Below are 23345 nucleotides of genomic sequence, written 5' to 3'. Positions count from 1 at the left end.
CCTGTTCGACGCGCACTGTTCGACATCTTTGGTCTAGACAACAGGTGATGGGCGGGCCTAATGTCCAGAACCGCGGCCGGGTTCGTGACGAGGCTCCGCGCCTCGCCGTCCCCGCGCCCCGGTCCATGGCGACCCTGCCCAAGTCCGCCGGATCCTCGGCGATTTCGTCCGTACGCACGGTCGGCATCCCGATGGCCGGCCCATCCGCCGAGAGGGACGCGGTCTCATGAACGCACTCAGCGCCACGGTTCTGCCGGGCGTCGACCTGAAGAGCCCCGGCCCCGGGCTGATCACGCTGGACCCGGTCCGCACGGCCCTGTTACGCGGCCTGGACGACCTGCTGACCGGTCTGGCGGCGCGGCTCTCCGCGCCCGAGGTCGTGGGGCCGCCGCTGCTGGGCGTGGAGGGACTGGCGCGGCTCGACTTCTTCCGCAACTTCCCCCATCTCGGCGTGCCGGCCGGGCGGTTCGGCTCGGACGCGCTCGGCGGGCTGGCGTCCGGCGGATCGCCCGGAGAGCTCCCATTGCGGCCGACCGGCCATCTGCTGCCGTCCGCGACCTGCTACGGCCTGCTGCTCTCCCTGGAGGGCCAGGACGTCGGCGAGGACGGGCTGCGGCTCTCCGCCACCGGGAGGTGCTTCCGCAACGAGACCCACTACGACGGTCTGCGGCGGCTGTGGGGATTCCACATGCGGGAGGTGCTCTACCTCGGCACCCGGGACGGGGCGGTCGAACACCAGGAGCGGGGCGGGGAGTTCGTCCAGGAGGTGGCCGGTTCGCTGGGGCTGGTGCTGACCCGGGCAGCGGCGGACGACCCGTTCTACGACAACGGGGGCTCGCGGGCCCGGCTGATGGCGCTGGATCCGGTCAAGTTCGAGTTCAGCGCCCCCGACGGGACCGCCATCGCCTCGGTCAACCGGCACCGCAACTTCTTCGGGGAGCGGCTCGGTATCCGCGCCGGTTCCCACGGACCCGCCCACAGCTCCTGCGTCGCCTTCGGCGTGGAGCGCTGGGTCCACGCGATGATCCTCGCCCACGGCACCGCCGAACTCGCCCTGGACAGACTCCGGTCCGTCTCCCGCTGACCCGCCGGAGCCGCGCCGCACGGGCCCTCGGCCCCGCCGGCTCCCCACGATCCCCGAAGTCCCCGGACCGGACCCCGGACCCGCCGGCCGTCCCCGGAAGAGTTGAGGAGCGCCCCGCCCATGGAACGTGTCGTAGCGTGGCTTCACGAGAAGAATCCCGGCCTCGACGGCCCGATCGGCGAGGACGAGGACCTCATCGAGGCCCGTCTCATCGATTCGATGGACTTCCTGGAGTTCATCGACCTTCTGGAAGGCGTCTCGGGCAGCGCCATCGACCTCCAGGAGGTCACCATCGACGACTTCCGCACGCTCGAACGCGTCCGGGACCGATTCCTCGGCGCCTCCGGCCCCGCCGTGCGCGCCGCCGGGTGAGCGCGCGCCCGTGACGCGTCCCCCGGCGCCGGGCGGAGCGCGCCGTACGGGCGTGGCGGTGGTGGCGACCACGGCGGAGGTGCTGGCGCACCCGGAGCTGGACGAAAGCCTCCTCGCCGCCTGGGAGACGCGCAGGCTGGCACGGATCCGGCTGCCGGGCCGCCGCGACGACGTGGTGGCGGCCCGCCTGCTGCTGCGGCTGTGCGCCGCCCGGTTCACCGGGCGGCCCCTGCGGGAGACCTCGCCGGCCCAGTCCTGTCCCGGGTGCGGGCGGGAGGGCCACGGCCGCCCGTATCTGCCGGACCTCCCCGGCGTGGGGGCCGCCCTCAGCCACGCCGACGGCCTGGTCGCGGCGGCGGTCGGGCTCGGCCCGGTCGGCGTCGACGTGGAGCCCTCGACGCGCCGGCCCGGACCGCTGCCGGTGCTGCTGCGGCTGCTGCCCGAGGCCGATGTGCGGTCCGCCCGCGCCCGGCCGGACCCCGGCCCGGCGCTGCTGCGGCTGTGGGTCCGCCGGGAGGCGCTGCTCAAGGCGGGCCGCGACGACGTACGGCTGACGGAGTGGACGGACCGCCGGCGCGGGGCCGTGGCGGCCGTGGCCGGCGAGGCGCTGCCGGTCCCGTTCCCCTCCTGTACGGCGAGGTGAGCGCCCTTCCCGACCGCGTGCCCCTCCCACCGCGTGCTTCTCGTGCGTGCCGCGCCCATCTCCCGCCGCAGCCCACGCCCGCAGGCTCAATCCAGCACGTCCACCTCGCACGTCTCCGCGCCCGCGCCCTCGCCGCCCCTCAGCTCAACTCCGCGCCGGTAGTGCCGTCAGGTCGATCAGGCGGCAGACCGTCTCGATGTCGATCTTCACCTGGGCGATCGAGGCGCGGCCCGACAGCCAGGTGATCAGCGCCGAGTGCCAGGTGTGCTCGATGACGCGGACCGCCGAAAGCTGCTCCGGCGTCGGATGCTCCGACCCCATCGCGTCCAGGATGATCGCCGTCGTGAGCCGGGAGACCGTGTCCACCTCGGGGCTCACGCTGCGGTCCGCGAAGGTCAGCGCCCGGACCATGGCGTCCGCCAGGTGCGGCTCGCGCTGGAGGGCGCGGAACGCCCGCATCAGGGTCTCCGCCACCCGCTGCGCCGCGTCCTCGCCGGCCGGCGGGCGTTTGCGCAGCGTGCCGTGCATGTGCTGGAGCTGGTCCTGCATGGTGGCGACCAACAGGTGGACCTTGGAAGGGAAGTAGCGGTAGAGGGTGCCGAGCGCGACCCCCGCGGCCTCGGCCACCTCCCGCATCTGCACCGCCTCGAACCCTCCCCGGCTGGCGAGCTGGGCGCTGGCGTGCAGGATGCGGCGGCGGCGGGCCTCCTGGCGCTCCGTCAGCGGAGGCGCTGCCGGTCTGGCGTCGGCGGTCATGCTGTCCCCCTTCATGGCTTTCCGTCCACACCCGGGGGCGGGCGAGCGGGCGTCCGGGCGCGCACAGCATGCCAGGGCGTCCGTCGTGGCGCGAATCACCTGATCCGGCCGTCACACCGACGCTACCTGCCGGTAGATTCGATGCACGTCGAACGATCGAGTCTGAAACTTGTTCTAGATTAGCGCGACCGGTTACGCTCCGGCGAAAACGCAGTCAGAAGGGGGCCGAGTGTGACCGCTGAGGCCGTGGAGACAGGCCCCCGCACGGGCGACGGACGTTCGGCCGGGGTCGGTGACGGGCCGCTGCGCATCGCACTCCTCACCTACAAGGGCAATCCGTTCTGCGGCGGCCAGGGCGTCTACGTACGCCATCTCGGCCGCGAGCTCGCCCGCCTCGGCCACAGCGTCGAGGTGATAGGCGCCCAGCCCTATCCGGTGCTCGACGAGGGCGTTCCGCTCACCGAACTGCCCAGCCTCGACCTCTACCGGCAGCCCGACCCCTTCCGCACCCCGAAGCGCGGCGAGTACCGGGACTGGATCGACCTCGCCGAGGTCGCCACCATGTGGACCGGCGGCTTCCCCGAACCGCTCACCTTCAGCCTCCGCGCCCGCCGCCATCTCCTGGCCCGGCGCGGCGAGTTCGACGTCGTGCACGACAACCAGACCCTCGGCTACGGGCTCCTCGGCGACCTCGGGGCCCCGCTCGTGACCACGATCCACCACCCCATAACCGTGGACCGCAGGCTCGACCTGGCCGCTGCCGCCACCCGCCGCCGACGCGCCTCGGTGCGCCGCTGGTACGCCTTCACCCGGATGCAGAAGCGCGTCGCCCGCAGGCTGGAGACCGTCCTCACCGTCTCCGGCTCCTCCAAGGCGGAGATCGTCGAAGACCTCGGGGTGCGCCCCGAGCGCGTCGAGGTGGTCCACATCGGCGCCGACACCGACCTCTGGTCGCCCGATCCGTCCGTCGCCGAGGTGCCCGGCCGCATCGTCACCACCTCCAGCGCCGACGTGCCGCTCAAGGGCCTGGTCCACCTCGTCGAGGCGCTGGCCAAGCTCCGCACCGAGAACCCCGCCGCCCACCTCGTCGTCGTCGGCAGACGAGCCGAGGACGGGCCGGTGGCCCGTGCCATCGAGCGCCACGGCCTCGCGGACGCCGTCGAGTTCGTCAAGGGCATCAGCGACGCCGAACTCGTCGACCTCGTGCGCGGCGCGCAGATCGCCTGCGTGCCCTCGCTGTACGAGGGGTTCTCGCTGCCCGCCGCCGAGGCCATGGCCACCGGCACCCCGCTCGTCGCGACCACCGGCGGCGCGATCCCCGAGGTCTCCGGCCGAGACGGCGTCACCTGCCTCGCCGTGCCGCCCGGCGACCCCGACGCGCTGGCCGGGGCCCTCTCCCGGCTGCTGGCCGACCCGGAGCTTCGCGCCCGGCTCGGCGCGGCGGGCCGCGAGCGGGTGCTGGCGCATTTCACCTGGGCCAGGGCCGCCGCCGGAACGGCCGAGCTGTACCGTCAGGCGATCGCCGCCCGCGGAGCCCGCAGGTGACCGCGACCCCGCTTACCGCACCCCGTCCCTCCGACCTCGAAGGCAGGCCCTCGTGCTGACCGTCGACTTCACCCGCTTCCCGCTCGCCCCCGGCGACCGAGTGCTCGATCTGGGCTGCGGTGCCGGCCGGCACGCCTTCGAGTGTTACCGGCGCGGTGCGCAGGTCGTCGCCCTCGACCAGAACGGCGAGGAGATCCGCGAGGTCGCCACGTGGTTCGCCGCCATGAAGGAGGCCGGGGAGGCGCCCGAGGGCGCTACCGCCACCGCGATGGAGGGCGACGCGCTCAACCTGCCGTTCCCCGACGAATCCTTCGACGTCGTGATCATCTCCGAGGTCATGGAGCACATCCCGGACGACAAGGGCGTCCTGGCCGAGATGGTGCGGGTGCTCAAGCCGGGCGGCCGGATCGCCGTCACCGTCCCGCGCTACGGCCCGGAGAAGGTGTGCTGGGCCCTCTCCGACGCGTACCACGAGGTCGAGGGCGGTCACATCCGCATATACAAGGCCGACCAGTTGCTCGCCCGCATCCGCGAGGCCGGGCTCAAGCCGTACGGCACCCACCACGCCCACGCGCTGCACGCGCCGTACTGGTGGCTGAAGTGCGCGTTCGGCGTCGACAACGACAAGGCGCTGCCGGTGCGCGCCTACCACAAGCTGCTCGTGTGGGACATCATGAAGAAGCCGCTGGCCACCCGGGTCGCCGAGCAACTGCTCAACCCGGTCGTCGGCAAGAGCTTCGTCGCGTACGCCACCAAGCCGCACCTTCCGAAGGCCGAGGCGTGAGCACTCCCGAACAGACCGAACACCTCGTCCTGCCCGGGGTCCTCACCGCCGCCGAGGCCGCGGAGACCGTCGCCGCGCTGGCCGCCGTGCAGCGCGAGGACGGTGCGCTGCCCTGGTTCCGCGGCCACCACCTCGACCCGTGGGACCACACCGAGGCGGCGATGGCGCTGGACGCGGCAGGCGAGCACGACGCCGCCGAGCGCGCCTACGAGTGGCTGGCCCGCCACCAGAACCCGGACGGCTCCTGGTACGCCGCCTACCACGACGGCGACCCCGGCCGGCCCACCGACCGCAGTCGCGAGAGCAACTTCTGCGCGTACGTGGCCGTCGGCGTGTGGCACCACTACCTGGCCACCGGCGACGACGCGTTCGTCGACCGGATGTGGCCCACCGTCTACGCCGCGATCGAGTTCGTCCTCGGACTCCAGCAGCCCGGCGGCCAGATCGGCTGGAAGCGGGAGGCCGACGGCACGCCCGTGAACGACGCGCTGCTGACCGGCTCCTCCTCCGTCCACCAGGCGCTGCGCTGCGCGCTGGCCATCGCGGAACAACGTGAAGAGCCGCAGCCCGACTGGGAGTTGGCGACCGGTGCGCTGGCCCACGCGATCCGCAGCCACCCCGAGCGCTTCCTCGACAAGAAGCACTACTCGATGGACTGGTACTACCCGGTCCTCGGCGGCGCGGTGACGGGAGCCGAGGCGACCGACCGGATCCAGGAGGGCTGGGACCGCTTCGTGGTGCCCGGCCTCGGCGTCCGCTGCGTCCTGCCCAACCCCTGGGTCACCGGCGGCGAGAGCTGCGAACTGGCCCTGGCCCTCTGGGTGACGGGCGAGTCGGACCGGGCGCTGGAGATCCTCCAGTCCGTCCAGCACCTGCGCGCCGAGGGCGGGCTGTACTGGACGGGATACGTCTTCGACGGCCACCGCGCCTTCTGGCCGGAGGAGCTGACCACCTGGACGGCGGGCTCCCTGCTGCTCGCGGTGGCCGCGCTCGGCGGGGACGAGGCGACCACCGCGGTCTTCGGCGGCGAGCGGCTGCCGGTCGGCCTGGAGCCGGACTGCTGCCGCTGAGCCGAACCCGCCCCGGGGCGGGGCCGGTTCAGCGGCGACGCATCCGGCCCGCCACGGCGTGCCCGATGAAGAGGTAGACCACGGCCGCCAGACCGTAACCGGCGACGACCCGCGCCCACGCCTCGTCGAACGTGAACAAGTCGTAGGACCAGCCGGCCAGCCAGCCGGCGGCGTCATGGACCCACTGGACCAGGTCGTTGCCCCGGTTGGCGTCGAGCAGGTACATCAGAATCCAGAGAATGATGATGAAGGCCATGATGTCGGCCACGACGGCGATGATCCGTGCCGCTGTACTGCTTCCTGAGCCTGTTCTGGGAGACATGGATTCCTGGTTGCCGCTTTACGCAGGGTGAAACCCCCGAATGGCGGTACCGGATGCGGCCCGTACGGGTGCGGGCGCGTCCGGGCCGGAGTGCGGGAGCCGTCACCCACCGTGATCCGCCTGCGGTCCCGTCCGCCACGGATATCCGGGTGAACCACCCGCGCGCCACCCACTAGGTTGCCCGCATGACGCTCCTGACGTACGGCCGCTACTGCGACGAGATCCTGACCCAGACCGACGCCCTGCGGGCTCACCTGGACGGAGCCGATCTCACCGCGACCGTCCCCACCTGCCCCGACTGGACCCTGCGCGAACTCGCCGTGCACCTCGGCGGCGCCCACCGCTGGGTGGGCGAGATCGTCCGCACCCGGGCCCAGGACGACGTCCCCGAGGACCGGGTGCCGGGGGGCGCCGGACCCGCCGAGGACGGCCCCGCCGCGCTGGACGCCTGGCTCGCCGAGGGCGCGTCGGCCGTCGTCGCCGCGCTGCGGGAGGCCGGTCCGGACACCGGGGTGTGGACGTGGTCATGGCAGCGGCGGACCGCCTTCTGGGCGCGCCGCGTGACCCACGAGACGGTGGTGCACCGCGCGGACGCGGCGCTCACCGCCGGGGCCCCGTACGCGGTCGCTCCCGAGGTGGCGGCCGACACCGTCGAGGAGTGGCTGCGGATCGTCTCCTTCGCCCAGGAGAACGGCGACCCGGAGGCGGCCGAACTGCGCGGCGGCGGAAGGACCTTGCACCTGCACGCCACGGACGTGCCGGACGCCGAGTGGCTGATCGAGCTCGGCGAGGACCGCTTCACCTGGCGCCGGACCCACGAGAAGGCGACCGTCGCCCTGCGCGCTCCGCTCACCGACCTGATGCTCGTCATGAACCGCCGGCTGCTCCCCACGAGCGAGCGGGTCGAGGTGCTGGGCGACGCGGAGCTGCTGGACTTCTGGCTGGCTCGCTCGTCGTTCGGCTGAATCGGTATACTACGAAAGTATGTGACGTAACGTCATATGTGGTGGATCGCGTCCCGACGGTCGGCTCAGCCGTTCAGCTCCGCCAGGACCCGCAGCGTGTGCGGGTCCGGTGCGGTGACCAGCAGATCCGTCACCGGGCCCGCGCGCCAGGCCGCCAGCCGGTCCGCGATGCGCTCGCGCGGGCCCACCAGCGAGATCTCGTCGGCGAACGCGTCGGGCACCGCGTGCACCGCCTCCGCCCTGCGGCCCTGGAGGAACAGCTCCTGGATCCGCCGGGCCTCCTTCTCATAGCCCATCCGCGCCATCAGGTCCGCGTGGAAGTTGCGGGCCGCGTGGCCCATCCCGCCGATGTAGAAGCCGAGCATGGCCTTCACCGGCAGCAGCCCCTCGGCCACGTCGTCGCAGACCTGCGCGCGAGCCATCGGCGCGATCATGAACCCGTTCCGCAGGTCCGTCAGCGACGCCTCGTACACGTCCGTGCGCTCCGGCGACCAGTACAGCGGCAGCCAGCCGTCCGCGATCCGGGTCGTCTGCGCGATGTTCTTCGGCCCCTCCGCCCCCAGCAGCACGGGCAGTGAGGACCGCAGCGGGTGCGTGATCGGCTTCAGCGGCTTGCCGAGGCCCGTGCCGTCCGGTCCGTCGTACGGAAGGGAGTGGAAGCGCCCTGCGAGCGTGACCGGAGCCTGCCGCGCCAGCACCTGCCGGATCACCTCGACGTACTCGCGGGTCGCGGTCAGCGGGCTCCTCGGGAACGGCCGCCCGTACCAGCCCTCCACCACCTGCGGCCCGGACAGCCCCAGGCCGAGCAGCATCCGGCCGCCCGAGAGGTGGTCCAGGGTGAGTGCGTGCATCGCCGTCGCGGTGGGGGTGCGGGCCGCCATCTGGGCGATGCCGGTGCCCAGCAGGATCCGCGAGGTGTGAGCGGCGATCCAGGTCAGCGGGGTGAAGGCGTCCGAGCCCCAGGACTCCGCCGTCCACACCGACGCGTAGCCGAGCCGCTCGGCCTCCTGCGCCAGGGCGAGATGCCCCGGGTTCGGGCCGCGGCCCCAGTATCCGAGAGCGAGTCCGAGCCGCATTCCGTTGCCTCCGGCCCTAGGTGACGATGCGTCAGGCGGTGGTGCGGAACGGACTGTACGACAACGGCCCCCCGCCCGGAAGGGCGAGGGGCCGAGGGGCGGGCGCGGGGATCAGCCGCGCTGGATGCCCGTGGTGTCCTGGAGGACGCCGCGGCGGCCGTCCTGGGTCTGGGTGACGAGGCTCTGGCCGCGCTGCTCGACCGCGAGGTACCAGGTGCCCGGCGCCAGCTCGGCGATCGGGTTCGGCGCGCCGTCCTCGCCGTACAGCGGACGGGCCACCGGCACGGCGAACCAGAACGGGGTGAAGTCGCCCGCCGGAGCGCCGCCGCCCTGGGCGGCCTGCGGAGCCTGCTGCGTCTGCGCGGCCTGCGCCGGGTCCGTCTGCCCCTGCGGTCCGGGCTGCGCGCCGTACGGCTGCGCCTGGCCCTGCGGGCCGCCCGGGTAGCCGTAACCCTGGCTGCCCTGACCGGCCGGGTAGCCGTAGCCCGGACTCGGCTGCGCGCCGTACGGCGACGGTGCGCCCTGCTGCGGGCGCGGCGCACCGGTGAGCGGGGCCTTCAGGGCCGGGACGAGCGGTCCGGCGATGATGCCCGCGGCGAGCACGATCGTCGCCAGCAGCCCGAGGATGAGGCCCGCGCCGGCGTTGCCGGTGTCGATGGTCGTCCAGAACGCCGTCCACAGCGCGAAGACGGTGAACGCCGCCCCGAACTGACCGATGTCCAGACCGGCGACCTTGCGGCCCGGCGTCGCGCGGCTGACGATCACGAGCGCCGCGCCGATGACCCCGGCGAGGAAGATGCTCATCAGCACCGAGAGCGAGTCCCAGGCGCTCGGGCTTTCGTAGCCGGTGCAGTTCGCACCGGTGCAGTCGCCGGAGAGGTCGAGGAAAGAGGCGATGAACAGCACGGCCGCTGCTCCGATCACCACGCCGTCGCCTCGAGTGAGGGAGCGGATATTCACGTGAAGGTCCTTAGTGGGTCGTCTCGTCGGGGTGTTCGTCGCTGCCGCCGGTGGTGCGGCGGGTACGGCATGAGGCTCGGGGGCGGCTCCCCATCGTACGGATGAATCTATCGTCTGCCCGGTCGGGTCGGGGCTGTGGAACGGATCCCGGGCGGCCATCTCCCCGATACCACCGCAGAACTACCCCTTCAGGAAGCTGCTGATGCCTTCGGCCAGACCGTGCGCGGCCTTCTGCCGCCAACTCGCGCTGGTGAGCAGCGCGGCGTCCTGCGGGTCACGCATATTGCCGCATTCGACGAAGACCTTGGGGACCCTCGAGAGATTCAGTCCGCCGAGATCATTCCGGGTGTCGAGTCCGGTATTGCCGCCGATGTAATTGGAGGGAGCACTTCCGGTGCTCCGGACGAAGTGTCCGGCGATGCGCGTCCCGAGATCCGTCGAACTCTCCACGATTCCCGCGGTGTCCGCGGCCCCGCCCTTCACCCGGGCGGGCAGGATCACGTGGAAGCCCCGGTTGCCCACGGCGGAACCGTCGGCGTGCACCGAGACCACCGCGTCGGCCTTCGCCGCGTTGCCGATCCGGGCCCGCTCGTCCACGCACGGCCCGAACGGCCGGTCGTCGTCCTGGGTCAGCAGGACCCGCGCGCCGCGCGCCTCCAGCAGGGCCCGCAGCCGGTGCGACACGTCCAGGGTGAAGCGGGCCTCCGCGTAGCCGGCGTCGGTGGAGGTGCCGGTCGTGTCGCACTCCTTGCGGCCGGTGCCGATGTCGACCTGGCGGGCGATCTCCCGGGTGTGGTCGCGGTTGCGCGGATTGTGGCCCGGGTCGATCACCACGGTGCGGCCCGTCAACGGGCCCCGGACCGGCGGCTTCCCGGCGGCCGTGGGCTCCGCCGGGCCGGAGGCAGCGCCGGACGGCGGGGCCGGGGAGGAGGCGGGCGGCGCGGCGGAGGAAGAGGAGGAGGGCGTGGGCGGGGCCGGGGCGCCGCCCACCGGCCGGGGCGAGGCGGTCGCCGCCTCACCGCCGTCCGGGCCGCCGCCGCAGCCGGCGGCGCTCAGAAGACAGGCGGCGGCCAGTGCGGCGGCCACGAGCGGGCGACGGGCACGGCGGGTGGGGGGAACGCTGTCGTCGTACGGCACGCGGCGATGCTATCCGGGCGCTCAGCTCCCGGTCCCGGTACGCCGCAGGACGCGCAGCGAGTCGGTCGCGGACACCTCCGTGAACGCCCCGGAGGCCAGCGCGCGGCGGTAGATCCGGTACGGGGCCTGCCCGCCGTCCGCCGGGTCGGGGAAGACGTCGTGGATCACCAGCAGCCCGCCCTCGGCGAGGTGCGGGGCCCAGCCGTCGTAGTCCGCGCCCGCGTGCTCGTCGGTGTGTCCGCCGTCGACGAAGACGAGCCCCAGCCGGCCGCTCCACACGGCGGCGACCTGCGGGGAGCGGCCGACGATCGCCACCACGTGCTCCTCCAGTCCGGCCCGGTGCAGGGTGCGGCGGAAGGACGGCAGCGTGTCCATGAGTCCGATCTCGGGGTCCACCACGCCCGGGTCGTGGTACTCCCAGCCCGGTTGCTGCTCCTCGCTGCCCCGGTGGTGGTCCACGGTCAGGGCGCTCACCCCGGCCGCGCGGGCGGCGGCGGCGAGCAGGATGGTGGACCGGCCGCAGTACGTCCCCACCTCCAGCAGCGGCAGCCCGAGTCCGGCGGCCTCCTCGGCGGCGGCGTACAGCGCCAGCCCCTCGTGGACCGGCATGAAGCCCTTGGCGGCCTCGAACGCGGCGAGGATCTCCGGCGTGGGCCCGGCGACGGCGGGCTCGGCGGGCTCGGCGGTCACGGCGTTCCTCCAGGTGGTTGGGGTGTCCGACCGGCCGTCGGGTATCCGGCAGGCGGCGGTCGGCTGTCCGACGGCGCCCCATGCTGCCGTACGCCCCGGCGGCCGTGATCCGCGGGGGCGGCGCGGCACGGTCACCGCGGCCGTGCCCCGGTTCCGCCGGCCGGCGCGAGCGGGGAGGCTCCAGCGGAGGCGGCGGCCCCGTCCGTGCCGCTCGCGAGCGGCACCGGGTGCGCGGACGGGCGGTGCGCGGGCAGGAACGCGGCCAGCACCATGCCGACCAGCACCGCCCCGGCGGCGATCAGGAAGGAGATCCGGAAGCCCTCCATGGAGGGCAGTTCCACCGAACCGGCGCGTACCGAGGTGTCGGCCAGCACCATGCCGATGACCGCGCTGGACACCGACGTCCCGAGCGACCGCATCAGGGTGTTGAGGCCGTTCGCCGCGCCGGTCTCCGAGGGGTCGACCGCCCCGGTGATCAGGGCGGGCAGCGAGGAGTAGGCGAGCCCGATCCCCGCGCCGAGCACCACCGCGATCAGCACGGTCTGCCAGGCGGCGTTCATCAGGCCGAGCCCGGCCAGGTACCCGGCCGCGATGACCGCCATGCCGATCAGCAGCGAGACCTTCGGGCCGCGGCGGGCGGATATCCGCGCGTACAGCGGGGCCACGAACATCATCGTCAGGCCGAGCGGCGCCACGCACAGTCCCGCGACGACCATCGACTGCCCGAGGCCGTAGCCGGTGGAGGCGGGCAGTTGGAGCAGTTGCGGCAGGACCAGCGAGACCGCGTAGAACGCCACCCCGACCATGATCGAGGCGAGGTTGGTCAGCAGCACCTCGCGCCGGGCCGTGGTGCGCAGGTCGACCAGCGGGGCCGGGGCACGCAGTTCGAAGAGCCCCCACAGGACCAGCAGGGCGAGCGAGGCGGCCAGCAGCCCGAGCGTGGTGGGCGAGGTCCAGCCCCAGTCGCCGCCCTTGGTGACGGGCAGCAGCAGGAGGACCAGGCCCGCGGAGAGGCCGAGGGCGCCGACGTGGTCGAAGCGGCCGGGCGCGCGCAGCGGCGGTTCGGGCACGAACGCGAGAGTGAGCGCCATGGCCACCGCGCCGAGGCCCGCCGACCCGAGGAAGAGCGCGTGCCAGTCGGTGTGCTGGGCGACCAGGGCGGCGGCGGGCAGCGCCAGTCCGCCGCCGACGCCGATCGAGGAGCTCATCAGCGCCATGGCCGATCCGAGCCGTTCGCGCGGCAGTTCGTCCCGCATGATGCCGATGCCGAGCGGGATGGCGCCCATGGCGAAGCCCTGGAGCGCGCGGCCCGCGATCATCACGACGAGCTCGTCGGTGGACGCGCAGACCAGCGAGCCGACCACCATGACCGCGAGGGACAGCAGCAGCATCCGGCGCTTGCCGTACAGGTCGCCGAGCCGGCCCATGATCGGCGTCGCGACCGCTCCGGCGAGGAGGGTGGCCGTCATCACCCAGGTGGCGTCGGCCGGGTCCGTGTCCAGCAGTACCGGGAGGTCCTTGATGACGGGGACGAGCAGGGTCTGCATGACGGCGACGGTGATCCCGGCGAAGGCCAGGACGGGCACGACGGGGCCGGGCCGGTCGCCGCTCGGACGGGGAAGTCCTCCGGACTGCTGGGCGTCTCGTGTCCGATGCATGCGTGCGGCCTCCGGGCAGTGTCGACCACCCGGGCTCCCCCCAAGTGTGTGCATCGTGAACGTTTCTGCCGGACGCCGTATTCCGGGCGCGGCCCGGCGGCCGGACCGCCTCGTCCGTTCCTCGTCCGTTCCCCGTCCCTCCGGTGGCCCTTCTCGGCCCGGCCGTGTCTCCTGACCTTCCGTCAGATTGAAACGTGTTCTACTCTTGCGCCGTTCCAGTGGCCGCGACCGGACGAGGATCCGCATGGGCATGCGCAGGGGCATCGGCAGGGGCATCGGCATGGGCATCGGCATCACCGAGGAGCACCGCGCCCTGGCGCGGTCCGTACGCGGATGGCTGGCCCGCGCCGTGCCGCCCGGCGAGGCGCGGGCCCTGCTCGACGCCCCGCCGTCCGTCGCCCCGGACCCCGCCGCCCCGTACCCCGGCCCGGCGCGCGCGAAGGCGCTCGCCGAACAGGGGCTGACCGGCCTTCACCTGCCCGAGGAGTACGGAGGAGGCGGCGGCACGCTCCTCGACCTCGCCGTCGTCCTGGAGGAGGCCGCGTACGCCTCGCTCCCCGGTCCGCACCTCGCCACCGCGCTCACCGCCGCCGTGCTGCACCGGGCGGCGGGGCCGGACAGGGGGCCGGACGGGGAGGCGGGCGGCCTGCTGCGCGACCTCGCCGGTGGAAGCCGCACCGCCGCCGTCGCCCTGGCCCCCGGCACCCTCACCGCCACCCCCGTCGACGGCGGCCACCGCCTCGACGGCACCGCCCCGCCCGTCCTGACGGCCGACGCCGCCGACCTGCTGCTCCTGCCCGCGGCCACGGCCGCCGGCCCCCGCTGGTTCCTGGTCGACGCCACGGCCGCCGGGCTCACCGTGCGCCCGCACCGCAGCGTCGACCCGACCCGCCCCACGGCCGAGGTGCGCGCCGACGCCGTGGCGGTGCCCGCCCGCCGTACGCTGCCCGCCGACCCGGCGCTCCTGCGCGACCTCGCCGCCGTCCTGCTGAGCGCCGACGCCTGCGGCACCGCCGCCCGCAGCCTGGACACGGCCGTCGAACACGCCACCGTTCGCGAGCAGTTCGGCCGACCCATCGGCCGCTTCCAGGCCGTCAAACACCTCTGCGCCGACATGCTCCTCCGCCTCGAACAGGCCCGCGCCCTCACCTGGGACGCGGCCCGCGCCGTCGACGGCGACCCCGGTGCGCGCTCCCTCACCGCCGCCCTCGCCGCCGCCACCGCGCCGGAGGCCGCGTACAGCTGCGCCAAGGACGCCATCCAGATCCTCGGCGGTACCGGCTTCACCTGGGAGCACGACGCCCACCTCCAACTGCGCCGCGCGGTCCTCGCCCGCCAGCTCCTCGGCACGGCGGACGCCCACCGGCTGCGCGCCGCCCGCCTCGCCGAGGACGGAGCCCGCCGCGAACTCACCCTGGAACTGCCCGCCGAGGCCGACCGCCACCGCGCCGACGCCCGGCCCCGCCTCGCCGCCGCGCGCGGCCTGACACCCCGCGAGGCCCGCCGGGTCCTGGCCCCGACGGGCCTCGCCGCCCCGCACCTGCCCGCCCCCTACGGCCTCGACGCCGGCCCCGTACAGCAGCTCGCCGTCCAGCGCGAACTGGCCGAACAGGGCATCGTCCTCAGCGACCTGGCCGTCGCCGCCTGGGTGGTGCCCTCGCTGATCGCCCACGGCACGCCGGAGCAGCAGAAGCGCTATGTGCCGGCCACCCTGTGCGGCGACCTCCAGTGGTGCCAGCTCTTCTCCGAACCGGACGCCGGATCCGACCTCGCCGCGCTGCGCACCCGTGCCGTACGCACCGCCGAGGGCTGGCGGATCACCGGGCAGAAGGTGTGGACGAGCGCGGCCCGCGCCGCCGACCACGGCATCCTGCTGGCCCGCACCGACCCGGACGAGCCCCGGCACCGGGGGCTCACCTACTTCCTGGTCGACATGAAGAACACCCGGGGCATCGACGTCCGACCGCTGAAGGAGATCACCGGCGACGCCCTCTTCAACGAGGTGTTCTTCGACGACGCCCTGCTGCCCGCCGACGCCGTCGTCGGCGAGGTCGGCGGCGGCTGGCGCGTCGCCCGCGACACGCTCGGCAGCGAACGGGTCCACATGGCCGACCAGTTGACCTTCTACAGCGGGCTCGAAGCGCTGATCGCCCGCTCCGCCGGACTCGACGACGCGACCCGCGCCCGGATCGGAACGCTCGCCGCCGAGGCCCACGCGCTCGCCTGCGTCACCCTGCGCACCACGCTCCAGCAGGTCTCCGGCGGCGAACCCGGCGCCGGAGCCTCGGTCCGCAAGCTCGTCCAGACCGTCCACCAGCAGAAGGTCGCCGAACTCACCCTCGAACTGCTCGGCCCGGAAGGCGCGTTGGACGAACCCGCCGCCGGGCAGCGCGCCCTGCACGGCTTCCTGCTGTCCCGCTGCCTGACCATCGCGGGCGGCACCACCCAGGTCCAGCTCAACGTCGTCGCCGAACGCGTCCTCGGGCTCCCCCGGGACTGACGGCATGACAGAGGAAAGAGGACGGAAGAAGATGAAGGCCTACATCGTCGGCGTCGGGATGACGAAGTTCGAGAAGCCCGAGACCCGCGACTGGAGTTACCCGGACATGGTCCGCGAGGCGGCCTCCGCGGCCCTCGACGACGCGGGCGTCCGCTACGAGCAGGTCGAACAAGTCCCCGTCGGCCACTGCTTCCAGCCCTCCACCGCCGGACAGCGCGCCGTCTACGAACTCGGCCTGACCGGCGTGCCCGTCTACAACGTCGACAACAACTGCGCCACCGGCTCCACCGCGCTGATGCTGGCCCGCCAGTTCGTCGAGGGCGGCGCGGCCGACTGCGTACTCGCCGTCGGCTTCGAGAAGATGGCCCGCGGCGCGCTCGGCGGTTCCTCGCGCGGCGGCGACCTCGCGGCCTCACCCGTCGCCCGGCACTACGGGATCATGGCCGCCGCCCACGGCTTCGAGGCGTCACCGCCCACCGCGCAGATCTTCGGCAACGCAGCCCGCGAGCACATGGACCGCTACGGGACGACACCCGCCCAGCTCGCGGCCGTCGGAGCCAAGAACCACCGCCACTCGGTGAACAACCCCTACGCCCAGTTCCAGGACGCGTACACGGTCGAGGAGGTGCTGGCGTCCCGTACCGTCCACCGGCCGCTCACCAAACTCCAGTGCTCGCCCACCTCCGACGGCGCGGCGGCGGCCGTCGTCGTCTCCGAGCGCTTCGCCGACCGCCACGGCCTCGGCGCACGGGCCGTGGAGATCGCCGCCCAGGCCATGACGACCGACACCGCCGCCTCCTTCGCCTCGGGCGCCTGCATCGACGCCGTCGGAGCGCCGATGTCCCGGGCCGCCGCCCAGCGGGTCTACGAGAGCGCCGGCGTCGGCCCCGGGGACCTCGACGTCATCGAGCTGCACGACTGCTTCTCCATCAACGAACTCCTCACCTACGAAGCCCTCGGCCTGTGCGGCGAGGGCGAGTCCGGCAAGCTCGTGGAGTCCGGGGCCACCACCTACGGCGGGCGCTGGGTGGTCAACCCGTCCGGCGGGCTGATCTCCAAGGGCCACCCGCTGGGCGCGACCGGCATCGCCCAGGTCGCCGAACTGACCTGGCAGCTCCGCGGCGAGGCCGGCGCGCGCCAGGTGACCGGCGCGCGCACCGCCCTCGCCCACAACATCGGCCTCGGCGGCGCGGCCGTGGTGACGCTGCTGCGCCGCTGACCGCCCGGCCGTCCGAGCCCTCCCGGGCGCGGCTCCGAGCCGGACGGGGGACCCGATGTACGGGCCGTTCGGGGCCTGCGACCATGACTGCCATGGCAGAAGTCTCGGCACACGTCCCGGCGTCCGCGTCCCTCCGCACCGACCCTCCGCGAATACCGCCCCGCACCTGGGCCGTCGTACTCGCCGCCTGCACCGGACAGTTCCTGGTCGTCCTGGACGTGTCCGTCGTCAACGTGGCGCTGCCCTCCATGCGGACCGACCTGGGGCTGAGCGCCGCGGCCCTCCAGTGGGTCGTCAACGCCTACGCGATCGCCTTCGCCGGGTTCATGCTGCTGGGCGGACGTGCCGCCGACATCTACGGGCGCAAGCTGATGTTCCTCGTCGGGCTCGGCGTCTTCACCCTCGCCTCCCTCGCCGGGGGCCTCGCCCAGGAGGGCTGGCAGCTCCTCGCCGCCCGTGCCGCGCAGGGCCTCGGGGCAGCCGTCCTCGCGCCCGCCACCCTCACCATCCTGACCGCCGCCGTGCCCGAGGGCCCCGCCCGGACGAAGGCCATCGGCACCTGGATGGCGGTCGGCGCGGGCGGGGGAGCGGCCGGCGGGCTCATCGGCGGCGTGCTCACCGACGCCCTCTCCTGGCGCTGGGTGCTCCTGATCAACGTGCCGATCGGCGCGCTCGTCCTGATCGCCGCCGCCCTGCGGATCACCGAGGGCCGGGCGGGCGACCGCCGCCGCATCGACCTGCTGGGCGCGGTGCTCGTCACCGCGGGCCTCGCCACCGTCTCGTACGGGATCGTCCAGACCGAGGCCGAGGGATGGACGGCCGCCGCCACGCTCGTGCCGCTGTCGGCCGGAACGGCGCTGCTCGCCGCCTTCGTGCTGGTCGAGGCGCGGACGGCGGTGCCGCTGATCCCGCTGCGGGTCTTCTCCGCGCGGGCGGTGTCCTCGGCCAACGCGTCGATGCTCCTCATGGGGTCGGCGACCTTCTCCATGTGGTACTTCATGACCGTCTACGCCCAGAACGTGCTGGGCTACACACCGTTGCGGGCCGGCCTGGCCCTGCTGCCCACCTCGGTCGCCGTCGTCATCGGCTCCAAGCTCGCGCCGCGCCTCATGGCGCGCACCGGAGCGAAGAGCCTCGCCGTCGCGGGTGTCCTCGTCACCGCCGCGGGCTTCGGCTGGCAGTCCACGATGGGCGTCGACGGCTCCTACCTCACCGCGATCTGCCTGCCCGGGATCCTGATGATGGCCGGGGCCGGCCTCGCCTCCACGCCGCTCGCCGCCCTCGCCACCTCCGGCGCGGACCCCGGCGACGCCGGGCTCGTCTCCGGGCTGGTCAACACCTCCCGCACCATGGGCGGCGCGCTCGGCCTCGCCGTGCTCTCCACCGTCGCCGCCGCCCGGACCGCGGGCTCCGCCGACGCGGCCGACATCACCGCCGGGTACGCGCTGGCCTTCCGCACCGCGAGCGGGGTCCTCCTCGCCGGTGTCCTGCTGATGCTGCTCTGGCTGCCCGCCCGCCGAAGGCCCCGGCCCTGAGCAGGCCGGACCTGGGAGCACCGGCCGAATCCGTTGTGGCGGAAGGGATCTGACGTAGCGTCAGCACTCTTCCCAACATCCGGGGGCTGCGTTATACATGGGCCATCGGCTAGAACGCGTTCCAGAGGGCGTGCCCTGCCGGTCCCGCACGACCTCGGTGCGGTCGACGGTGCGGACGGCCGCGCCGAGGTCTTCCACCCCAAGGAGCGGCTCCGCCATGCCCATCGACGCCCGCGCGGCCCTCGCCGCGGAACCCCGCCGAGCCGAGATCGCCTGGAACCACAAGGACGTCCTCCTGTACCACCTCGGCATCGGCGCCGGCCGCCCCGCCACCGACCCCCGGGAACTGCGCTACACGCTGGAGTCCCGGCTCCAGGTGCTGCCGAGCTTCGCCACCGTCGCGGGAGCGGGCACCGCCGCGTTCGGCGGCATGGGGGCCCCGGGCATCGACGTCGACCGCGCCGCGATCCTGCACGGCGGGCAGACCGTCCGCGTGCACCGCCCGATCCCGGTCACCGGGAGCGCCGTGCAGACCTCGAAGGTCGCGGCGGTGTACGACAAGGGCAAAGCCGCCGTCATCGTGCTGCGCACCGAGGCGGGCGACGACGACGGGCCGCTGTGGACCAACGACGCCGAGATCTTCGTCCGCGGCGAGGGCGGCTTCGGCGGCGAACGCGGCCCCTCCGCCCGCCCCGACGCTCCACAGGGCCCCCCGGACCACACCGTCGAACAGCCCGTCCGCGAGGACCAGGCGCTGCTCTACCGCCTGTCGGGGGACTGGAACCCGCTGCACGCCGACCCCGCCTTCGCCGAGTCGGCCGGCTTCGACCGCCCGATCCTGCACGGACTGTGCACCTACGGCATCACCCTGAAGGCCGTCACCGACACCCTGCTCGACGGCGACGCCTCCCGCGTCACCGCCTGCCGCACCCGCTTCGCCGGCGTGGTCCTGCCCGGCGAGACCCTCCGCATCCGGATGTGGGCCGGCGACGGCCGGATCCGGGTGGCGGTCACCGCCGCCGAGCGGAACGACGCACCGGTCCTCGCCGACACGTCCGTCGAACACTCCTGAGCACACCACGATCCGAGGGGAGCCGCACCATGCGCGCAGCCGTACTGCACGAGATCGGCCAGGGCGAACTGGAAGTACTCGACGACGTCGAGGCGGTGGGCTTCGGCCCCGGCAAGGTCAGACTCCGGATCCGGGCCACCGGCCTTTGCCACTCCGACGTCTCCGCCATGAGCGGCGTCCTCCCGCAGCCGGCCCCCTTCATCCCCGGCCACGAGGGCGCGGGCGAGGTCGTCGACGTCGGCGACGGCGTGAGCGGACTCAGCGCGGGGGACCGGGTGCTCGTGTGCTGGCTGCCGGCCTGCGGCGCGTGTCCGTCGTGCCGGCGCGGGCAGAGCCACCTCTGCCTGGCCGGCTTCCTGAACGCGGGCACCCCCAACTTCAGGCGGCCCGGCGGCGACGTCTTCGGCTTCGCCGGCACCGGCACCTTCACCGAGGAGGTCGTCGTCGGCGCGGGCTGCGCGGTGCCCATCCCCGACGACGTACCGTTCGAGATCGCCGCCCTGATCGGCTGCGGCGTCACCACCGGCCTCGGCGCGGCCATCAACACGGCACAGGTGGAGGCCGGTTCGTCGGTCGCCGTGATCGGCTGCGGCGGCGTCGGCATCTCCACGATCCAGGGGGCACGCGTCCAGGGCGCCGCCCAGATCATCGCCGTCGACCCGGTCGCCTCCCGGCGCGAGGCCGCCCTGCGCTTCGGCGCCACCGAGGCCGTCGCCCCCGACGCGCTGACCGACGCCAAGCAGCGGATCACCGGCGGCGAGGGCTTCGACTACGTCTTCGAGGTCGTCGGCAAGTCCGCCACCACCCGCACCGCCTACGAGCAGACCCGGCGCGGCGGCACCCTCTGCGTCGTCGGGGCCGGAGCCATGGACGACAACTTCCAGGCCAACATGTTCGAGCTGTTCTTCGACGAGAAGCGCATCCTGCCCTCCCTGTACGGCGGCGGGGACGTGCTGCGCTCCTACGAACGGGCCATCGCCCTGTGGCGGGCGGGCCGGATCGACCTGGAGTCGATGATCACCCACCGGGTGCGGCTCGACGGCGTCAACGACGCCCTGGACCAGATGCGGACCGGTCAGTCGCTGCGCACCTGCATCGAACTCTGACCCCGTCCGGCAGGCACCGACCGTGAGGAACGCGAAGACCGTGAGGAACGCGATGCCCCTCCCCGATCACCTTCCGCTGGACGGACTGTCCGCGATCGTCACCGGCGCCGGCCGCGGTCTGGGCCGCGCCGAAGCCCTCGAACTGGCCCGGCTCGGCGCGGCCGTCGTCGTCAACGACCACGGCCGGCCCGGCCGCGACGGCTCCGGCGAGGCGTCGGCCGGGCCCGCCGAGGAGGTCGCCGCCGAGATCCGGGCGGCGGGCGGCCGGGCCGTCGCCCACCTCGGCGACGTCGCCGACCACGAACAGGCCCGCGCGCTGGTGGAGCTGGCCGTCACCACGTACGGAAAGCTCGACGTCCTGGTCAACAACGCGGGCATCCTGCGCGACCGGATGATCTTCTCCATGACCGAGGAGGAGTGGGACACGGTGATCCGCGTCCACCTCAAGGGCCACTTCAACACCACCCGCTTCGCCGCCGCGCACTGGCGCGAGCGCTCCAAGGCAGCGGGCTCCCCGGTGTACGGGCGGATCGTCAACACCTCCTCGGAGGCGTTCCTCGCGGGCTCGGCGGGCCAGCCGAACTACGCGGCGGCCAAGGGCGGGATCGTCGGCCTCACCACCTCCACCGCGCTCGCCCTGGCCAAGTACGGCGTCACCGCCAACGTCATCTGCCCGCGCGCCCGGACCCGGATGACCGAGGACGTGTTCGCGGGCTTCCAGGAACCGGCGGACGGCACGCTCGACGCGCTGGCCCCCGAGCACGTCTCCCCGCTCGTCGGCTATCTCGCCTCACCCGCGGCGGCCGGGGTCAACGGACAACTGCTCGTCGTCCACGGCGGCATGGTCGCCGTCGTCGAACGGCCGCGGGGGCGGCCAGGTTCGACGCGGCGAAGGAGGCGTTCACCTTCGCCGAACTGGACGGAGCGCTCACCCCGTACTACGCGGACCGGCCGCCGAACGAGACCTTCGCGGCGGCCGAAGTCCTCGGCCTGAAACGGGAGTAGGACTCCGGGACGGGTGGCTCTCGCCCCTGACCTCGGCCGCCGGAGCGGGGCAGGAGCCAGGGGTACGCAGGGCGCAGAGCGCGGGGCGGAACGGAGACGGGGCCCGGACCGGCCTTCCCGCCGGTCCGGGCCCCGAGGCCCCTGTCGCTGGTGCCGCTGGTGCCGCTGGTGCCGCTGGTGCTCAGCGGCTCAGGCCGCCCTCGTCTCCCCCTCGTCGGGGCGGCGGTGGCGGCCGTGCGGCTGCACCGAGGTGTTCTCCATCGACGCACCCCCTCGGTGCCTTCCGGAGCCGCCGGTTTCGGCCCGCTCCGCGTCCGCCCCCTGGGGACGCGTCTGGGTCGTGTCGGTTCGGGCTTCAGACATGTGGGAAGTCACCCCGTCGTGATCGCTAACGTGTGTGTCGCAAGCCCCGCCACCGCCATCCGCCGCGGTCACCGTCGGCGCCCGCCCGGTACGGCCGCGTAGCCCAGGGCCCAGAGTTTAATCAGGTCGCGCCGCTCGGTGCAGAGGCGCCTGCCCCAACGGAACGGGCCTGCGCGCGGCGGGTGCCGCCACGGCGGCGGACGGCTCCGCTCCGCCGTCTCCGGCGCACCGCCCACCGGGCGCCGGCGGCGGTTCCTCGTCCGTCGGCGCGCGGAGCCGCGCCACCGCGCACGGCGTCGCCCCGTTCGCGTACGGCAGGTGCAGCACCCCGTCCCGGCTCCAGTAACCGGCCCCCGCCGACCAGCCCTCCGGCGCGGCGAACCGGTGCAGCCGGCGGCCCGCCGGACGCCACACGCCCACGCCGCCGCCCGCGCTCCCGTCGATGCGCAGGGCCACGGCGCAGTTCTCCGGCGTCAGCATCTGACCGGGCTGCACCGCGAACGGGGTCGCCACCGCGTCCGCCGGACGCAGGCACTCCGGGAACCGCACCGGCAGGCAACTGCCGAGCACGCCCCAGCCGAGCCGGTCGTGCCCCGGCGCGTCGGAGCGCAGCAGCAGCAGGCCGCTGTCCGGGTCGGCGAGCAGCAGCCGGTCGTCGCTGTCCGGCGCGATCTGAAGCAGCGGCGTCACCTCGCCCTGCCGCCCCAGGTCCACGGCGACCGCCTTGACCGGACCGCCGCCCGGCTGCTGCCGGTCCAGCGCCAGCATCCGGCCCGCCCGGTCCAGCCACACCCCGCCCCCGCAGCGCCCCGGGATCTCCGCCACCCGCTCCGGCCCGAAGAGGCCCCCGGCCACCCGCCACAGCACGCAGGAGTGGTCACCGGCCGCCAGGCCGTACACGCTGACGCCGTCCGGCGAGGGCGGCAGCAGCGTCATCCGGGTGCACACGACCGCGCCCAGACGCAGCTCGCCGGTGCCGGGCCCGGTCGGATAGAGCAGGGAGAACATCTCCCGGTCCGCCACCCGCCGCCGGATCAGCACCCGCCCGTCCGCGAGCGGCGCCACCTGAGCGTCCGGCTCCTCGGGCTGGTCCAGCGGGAGCGGGACCGCGTACGGTTCCGGCCCGTCCAGGGTCCACCGCTCCGGATACCAGGCCCGCTGCCCGCCCGCCCTGACCGGGGCCGCGGTGAGCCGGGCCGCGTAACCGCCGTCCGCGGTGAGCGTGAACGCCGCGGGGTCGCGGGGCGGCGCGGGCGCGCGCGACGGCCGCGCCGTCCGTCCGCCCGGTCCCGCCGTCACGACGCGGGTCCAGCGGCCGGCGCCGGGCGCGGCCGATCCGGACGGGCCGGGCGCTCTCGCCCCGGCGGGTTCCTCGGGCCCCGCGGACTCTTCGGGTCCGGGATCCGCCGTCGTGGCGGTCCCGGCGGTTCCGCCCTCGATGGCACAGGCAGTCATGGACTGGTCACCTCCGGCTACGAAAGCT

Annotated in this window: 20 protein-coding genes and 1 pseudogene; 13 read left to right on the top strand and 8 right to left on the bottom strand. The window is 74.0% G+C overall.

Features of this window, described 5'->3' with window-relative positions; genetic code table 11:
- The first annotated feature begins 226 nt into the window (after nucleotides 1-226).
- The 3 genes from EES43_RS07680 to EES43_RS07670 all read left to right on the top strand — a co-directional run bounded on the left by EES43_RS07680 (nucleotide 227) and on the right by EES43_RS07670 (nucleotide 2099).
- Nucleotides 227-1084, top strand: a complete 858-nt coding sequence (locus tag EES43_RS07680) for a class-II aminoacyl-tRNA synthetase family protein (protein ID WP_124268026.1) — start codon at nucleotides 227-229, stop codon at nucleotides 1082-1084.
- A gap of 120 nt (nucleotides 1085-1204) precedes the next feature.
- Entirely contained in the window at nucleotides 1205-1456 is a 252-nt protein-coding gene (locus EES43_RS07675; protein WP_124268025.1) for an acyl carrier protein, read from the top strand.
- A 10-nt stretch (nucleotides 1457-1466) separates the two neighbouring features.
- Nucleotides 1467-2099 carry a 4'-phosphopantetheinyl transferase family protein gene (locus EES43_RS07670; RefSeq protein WP_124268024.1) on the top strand — a complete coding sequence of 211 codons (633 nt, stop codon included), beginning with the start codon at nucleotides 1467-1469 and terminating at the stop codon, nucleotides 2097-2099.
- A 144-nt stretch (nucleotides 2100-2243) separates the two neighbouring features.
- Here the strand turns inward: EES43_RS07670 and EES43_RS07665 are convergent, their stop codons facing one another.
- Nucleotides 2244-2855: a TetR family transcriptional regulator gene (locus EES43_RS07665; protein WP_124268023.1), complete on the bottom strand. Its 612-nt coding sequence runs from the start codon at nucleotides 2853-2855 to the stop codon at nucleotides 2244-2246.
- Nucleotides 2856-3086: 231 nt separating this feature from the next.
- On the opposite strand from EES43_RS07665, the gene EES43_RS07660 reads away from it, so the two are divergent.
- Genes EES43_RS07660 through EES43_RS07650 form a run of 3 tightly spaced genes read left to right on the top strand, consistent with a single transcriptional unit; the run spans nucleotide 3087 to nucleotide 6254 of the window.
- Nucleotides 3087-4400, top strand: a complete 1314-nt coding sequence (locus tag EES43_RS07660) for a glycosyltransferase family 4 protein (protein WP_124268022.1) — start codon at nucleotides 3087-3089, stop codon at nucleotides 4398-4400.
- Nucleotides 4401-4452: 52 nt separating this feature from the next.
- On the top strand, nucleotides 4453-5184 hold the full coding sequence (locus EES43_RS07655) for a class I SAM-dependent methyltransferase (RefSeq protein WP_124268021.1): 732 nt from the start codon (nucleotides 4453-4455) through the stop codon (nucleotides 5182-5184).
- On the top strand, nucleotides 5181-6254 hold the full coding sequence (locus EES43_RS07650; RefSeq protein ID WP_124268020.1) for a prenyltransferase/squalene oxidase repeat-containing protein: 1074 nt from the start codon (nucleotides 5181-5183) through the stop codon (nucleotides 6252-6254). Before EES43_RS07655 ends, EES43_RS07650 begins: the two co-directional genes overlap by 4 nt.
- Nucleotides 6255-6282: 28 nt before the next feature.
- Here the strand turns inward: EES43_RS07650 and EES43_RS07645 are convergent, their stop codons facing one another.
- Entirely contained in the window at nucleotides 6283-6576 is a 294-nt protein-coding gene (locus EES43_RS07645) for a hypothetical protein (protein WP_124268019.1), read from the bottom strand.
- A gap of 185 nt (nucleotides 6577-6761) precedes the next feature.
- Between EES43_RS07645 and EES43_RS07640 the strand changes: the two genes are divergently transcribed.
- The gene (locus EES43_RS07640) at nucleotides 6762-7541 is read left to right on the top strand and encodes a maleylpyruvate isomerase family mycothiol-dependent enzyme (protein WP_124268018.1); all 780 of its coding nucleotides are present in this window, start codon (nucleotides 6762-6764) and stop codon (nucleotides 7539-7541) included.
- 65 nt (nucleotides 7542-7606) lie between these two features.
- Here EES43_RS07640 and EES43_RS07635 read toward each other — a convergent pair whose 3' ends face one another.
- From EES43_RS07635 to EES43_RS07615, 5 genes are all read right to left on the bottom strand, one after another.
- Nucleotides 7607-8617 (bottom strand): LLM class F420-dependent oxidoreductase, encoded by a 1011-nt coding sequence (locus EES43_RS07635; protein ID WP_124268017.1) that lies wholly within the window; start codon nucleotides 8615-8617, stop codon nucleotides 7607-7609.
- 111 nt (nucleotides 8618-8728) lie between these two features.
- Complete coding sequence (locus tag EES43_RS07630; protein WP_124268016.1) at nucleotides 8729-9577, bottom strand: DUF5336 domain-containing protein; 849 nt, start codon at nucleotides 9575-9577, stop codon at nucleotides 8729-8731.
- A 180-nt stretch (nucleotides 9578-9757) separates the two neighbouring features.
- Nucleotides 9758-10714 carry an N-acetylmuramoyl-L-alanine amidase gene (locus tag EES43_RS07625; protein WP_124268015.1) on the bottom strand — a complete coding sequence of 319 codons (957 nt, stop codon included), beginning with the start codon at nucleotides 10712-10714 and terminating at the stop codon, nucleotides 9758-9760.
- A 21-nt stretch (nucleotides 10715-10735) separates the two neighbouring features.
- Nucleotides 10736-11323 carry a class I SAM-dependent methyltransferase gene (locus tag EES43_RS07620; RefSeq protein WP_241192623.1) on the bottom strand — a complete coding sequence of 196 codons (588 nt, stop codon included), beginning with the start codon at nucleotides 11321-11323 and terminating at the stop codon, nucleotides 10736-10738.
- A gap of 212 nt (nucleotides 11324-11535) precedes the next feature.
- The gene (locus EES43_RS07615) at nucleotides 11536-13062 is read right to left on the bottom strand and encodes an MFS transporter (RefSeq protein WP_124268013.1); all 1527 of its coding nucleotides are present in this window, start codon (nucleotides 13060-13062) and stop codon (nucleotides 11536-11538) included.
- A 250-nt stretch (nucleotides 13063-13312) separates the two neighbouring features.
- On the opposite strand from EES43_RS07615, the gene EES43_RS07610 reads away from it, so the two are divergent.
- From EES43_RS07610 to EES43_RS07585, 6 genes and pseudogenes are all read left to right on the top strand, one after another.
- On the top strand, nucleotides 13313-15562 hold the full coding sequence (locus EES43_RS07610) for an acyl-CoA dehydrogenase (protein ID WP_124271838.1): 2250 nt from the start codon (nucleotides 13313-13315) through the stop codon (nucleotides 15560-15562).
- A 4-nt stretch (nucleotides 15563-15566) separates the two neighbouring features.
- The gene (locus EES43_RS07605) at nucleotides 15567-16781 is read left to right on the top strand and encodes a lipid-transfer protein (RefSeq protein ID WP_124268012.1); all 1215 of its coding nucleotides are present in this window, start codon (nucleotides 15567-15569) and stop codon (nucleotides 16779-16781) included.
- A gap of 83 nt (nucleotides 16782-16864) precedes the next feature.
- Nucleotides 16865-18316, top strand: coding sequence for an MFS transporter (locus EES43_RS07600; RefSeq protein WP_124268011.1), 1452 nt, complete (start codon nucleotides 16865-16867; stop codon nucleotides 18314-18316).
- 217 nt (nucleotides 18317-18533) lie between these two features.
- Entirely contained in the window at nucleotides 18534-19388 is an 855-nt protein-coding gene (locus EES43_RS07595; RefSeq protein WP_124268010.1) for a MaoC/PaaZ C-terminal domain-containing protein, read from the top strand.
- A 29-nt stretch (nucleotides 19389-19417) separates the two neighbouring features.
- Nucleotides 19418-20494 carry a Zn-dependent alcohol dehydrogenase gene (locus EES43_RS07590; RefSeq protein WP_124268009.1) on the top strand — a complete coding sequence of 359 codons (1077 nt, stop codon included), beginning with the start codon at nucleotides 19418-19420 and terminating at the stop codon, nucleotides 20492-20494.
- Between the two features lie 52 nt (nucleotides 20495-20546).
- Nucleotides 20547-21499 (top strand): annotated as a pseudogene (locus EES43_RS07585) (3-oxoacyl-ACP reductase).
- A 480-nt stretch (nucleotides 21500-21979) separates the two neighbouring features.
- Here the strand turns inward: EES43_RS07585 and EES43_RS07580 are convergent.
- Complete coding sequence (locus EES43_RS07580) at nucleotides 21980-23317, bottom strand: hypothetical protein (protein WP_124268008.1); 1338 nt, start codon at nucleotides 23315-23317, stop codon at nucleotides 21980-21982.
- Between the last annotated feature and the right edge of the window lie 28 nt (nucleotides 23318-23345).

Origin of the sequence: Streptomyces sp. ADI96-02 (genome assembly GCF_003846185.1) — a bacterium.
Lineage (GTDB): Bacteria > Actinomycetota > Actinomycetes > Streptomycetales > Streptomycetaceae > Streptomyces.
Note: the sequence above shows the minus strand (reverse complement) of the source record. Positions and strands in the feature narration are given on the sequence as shown.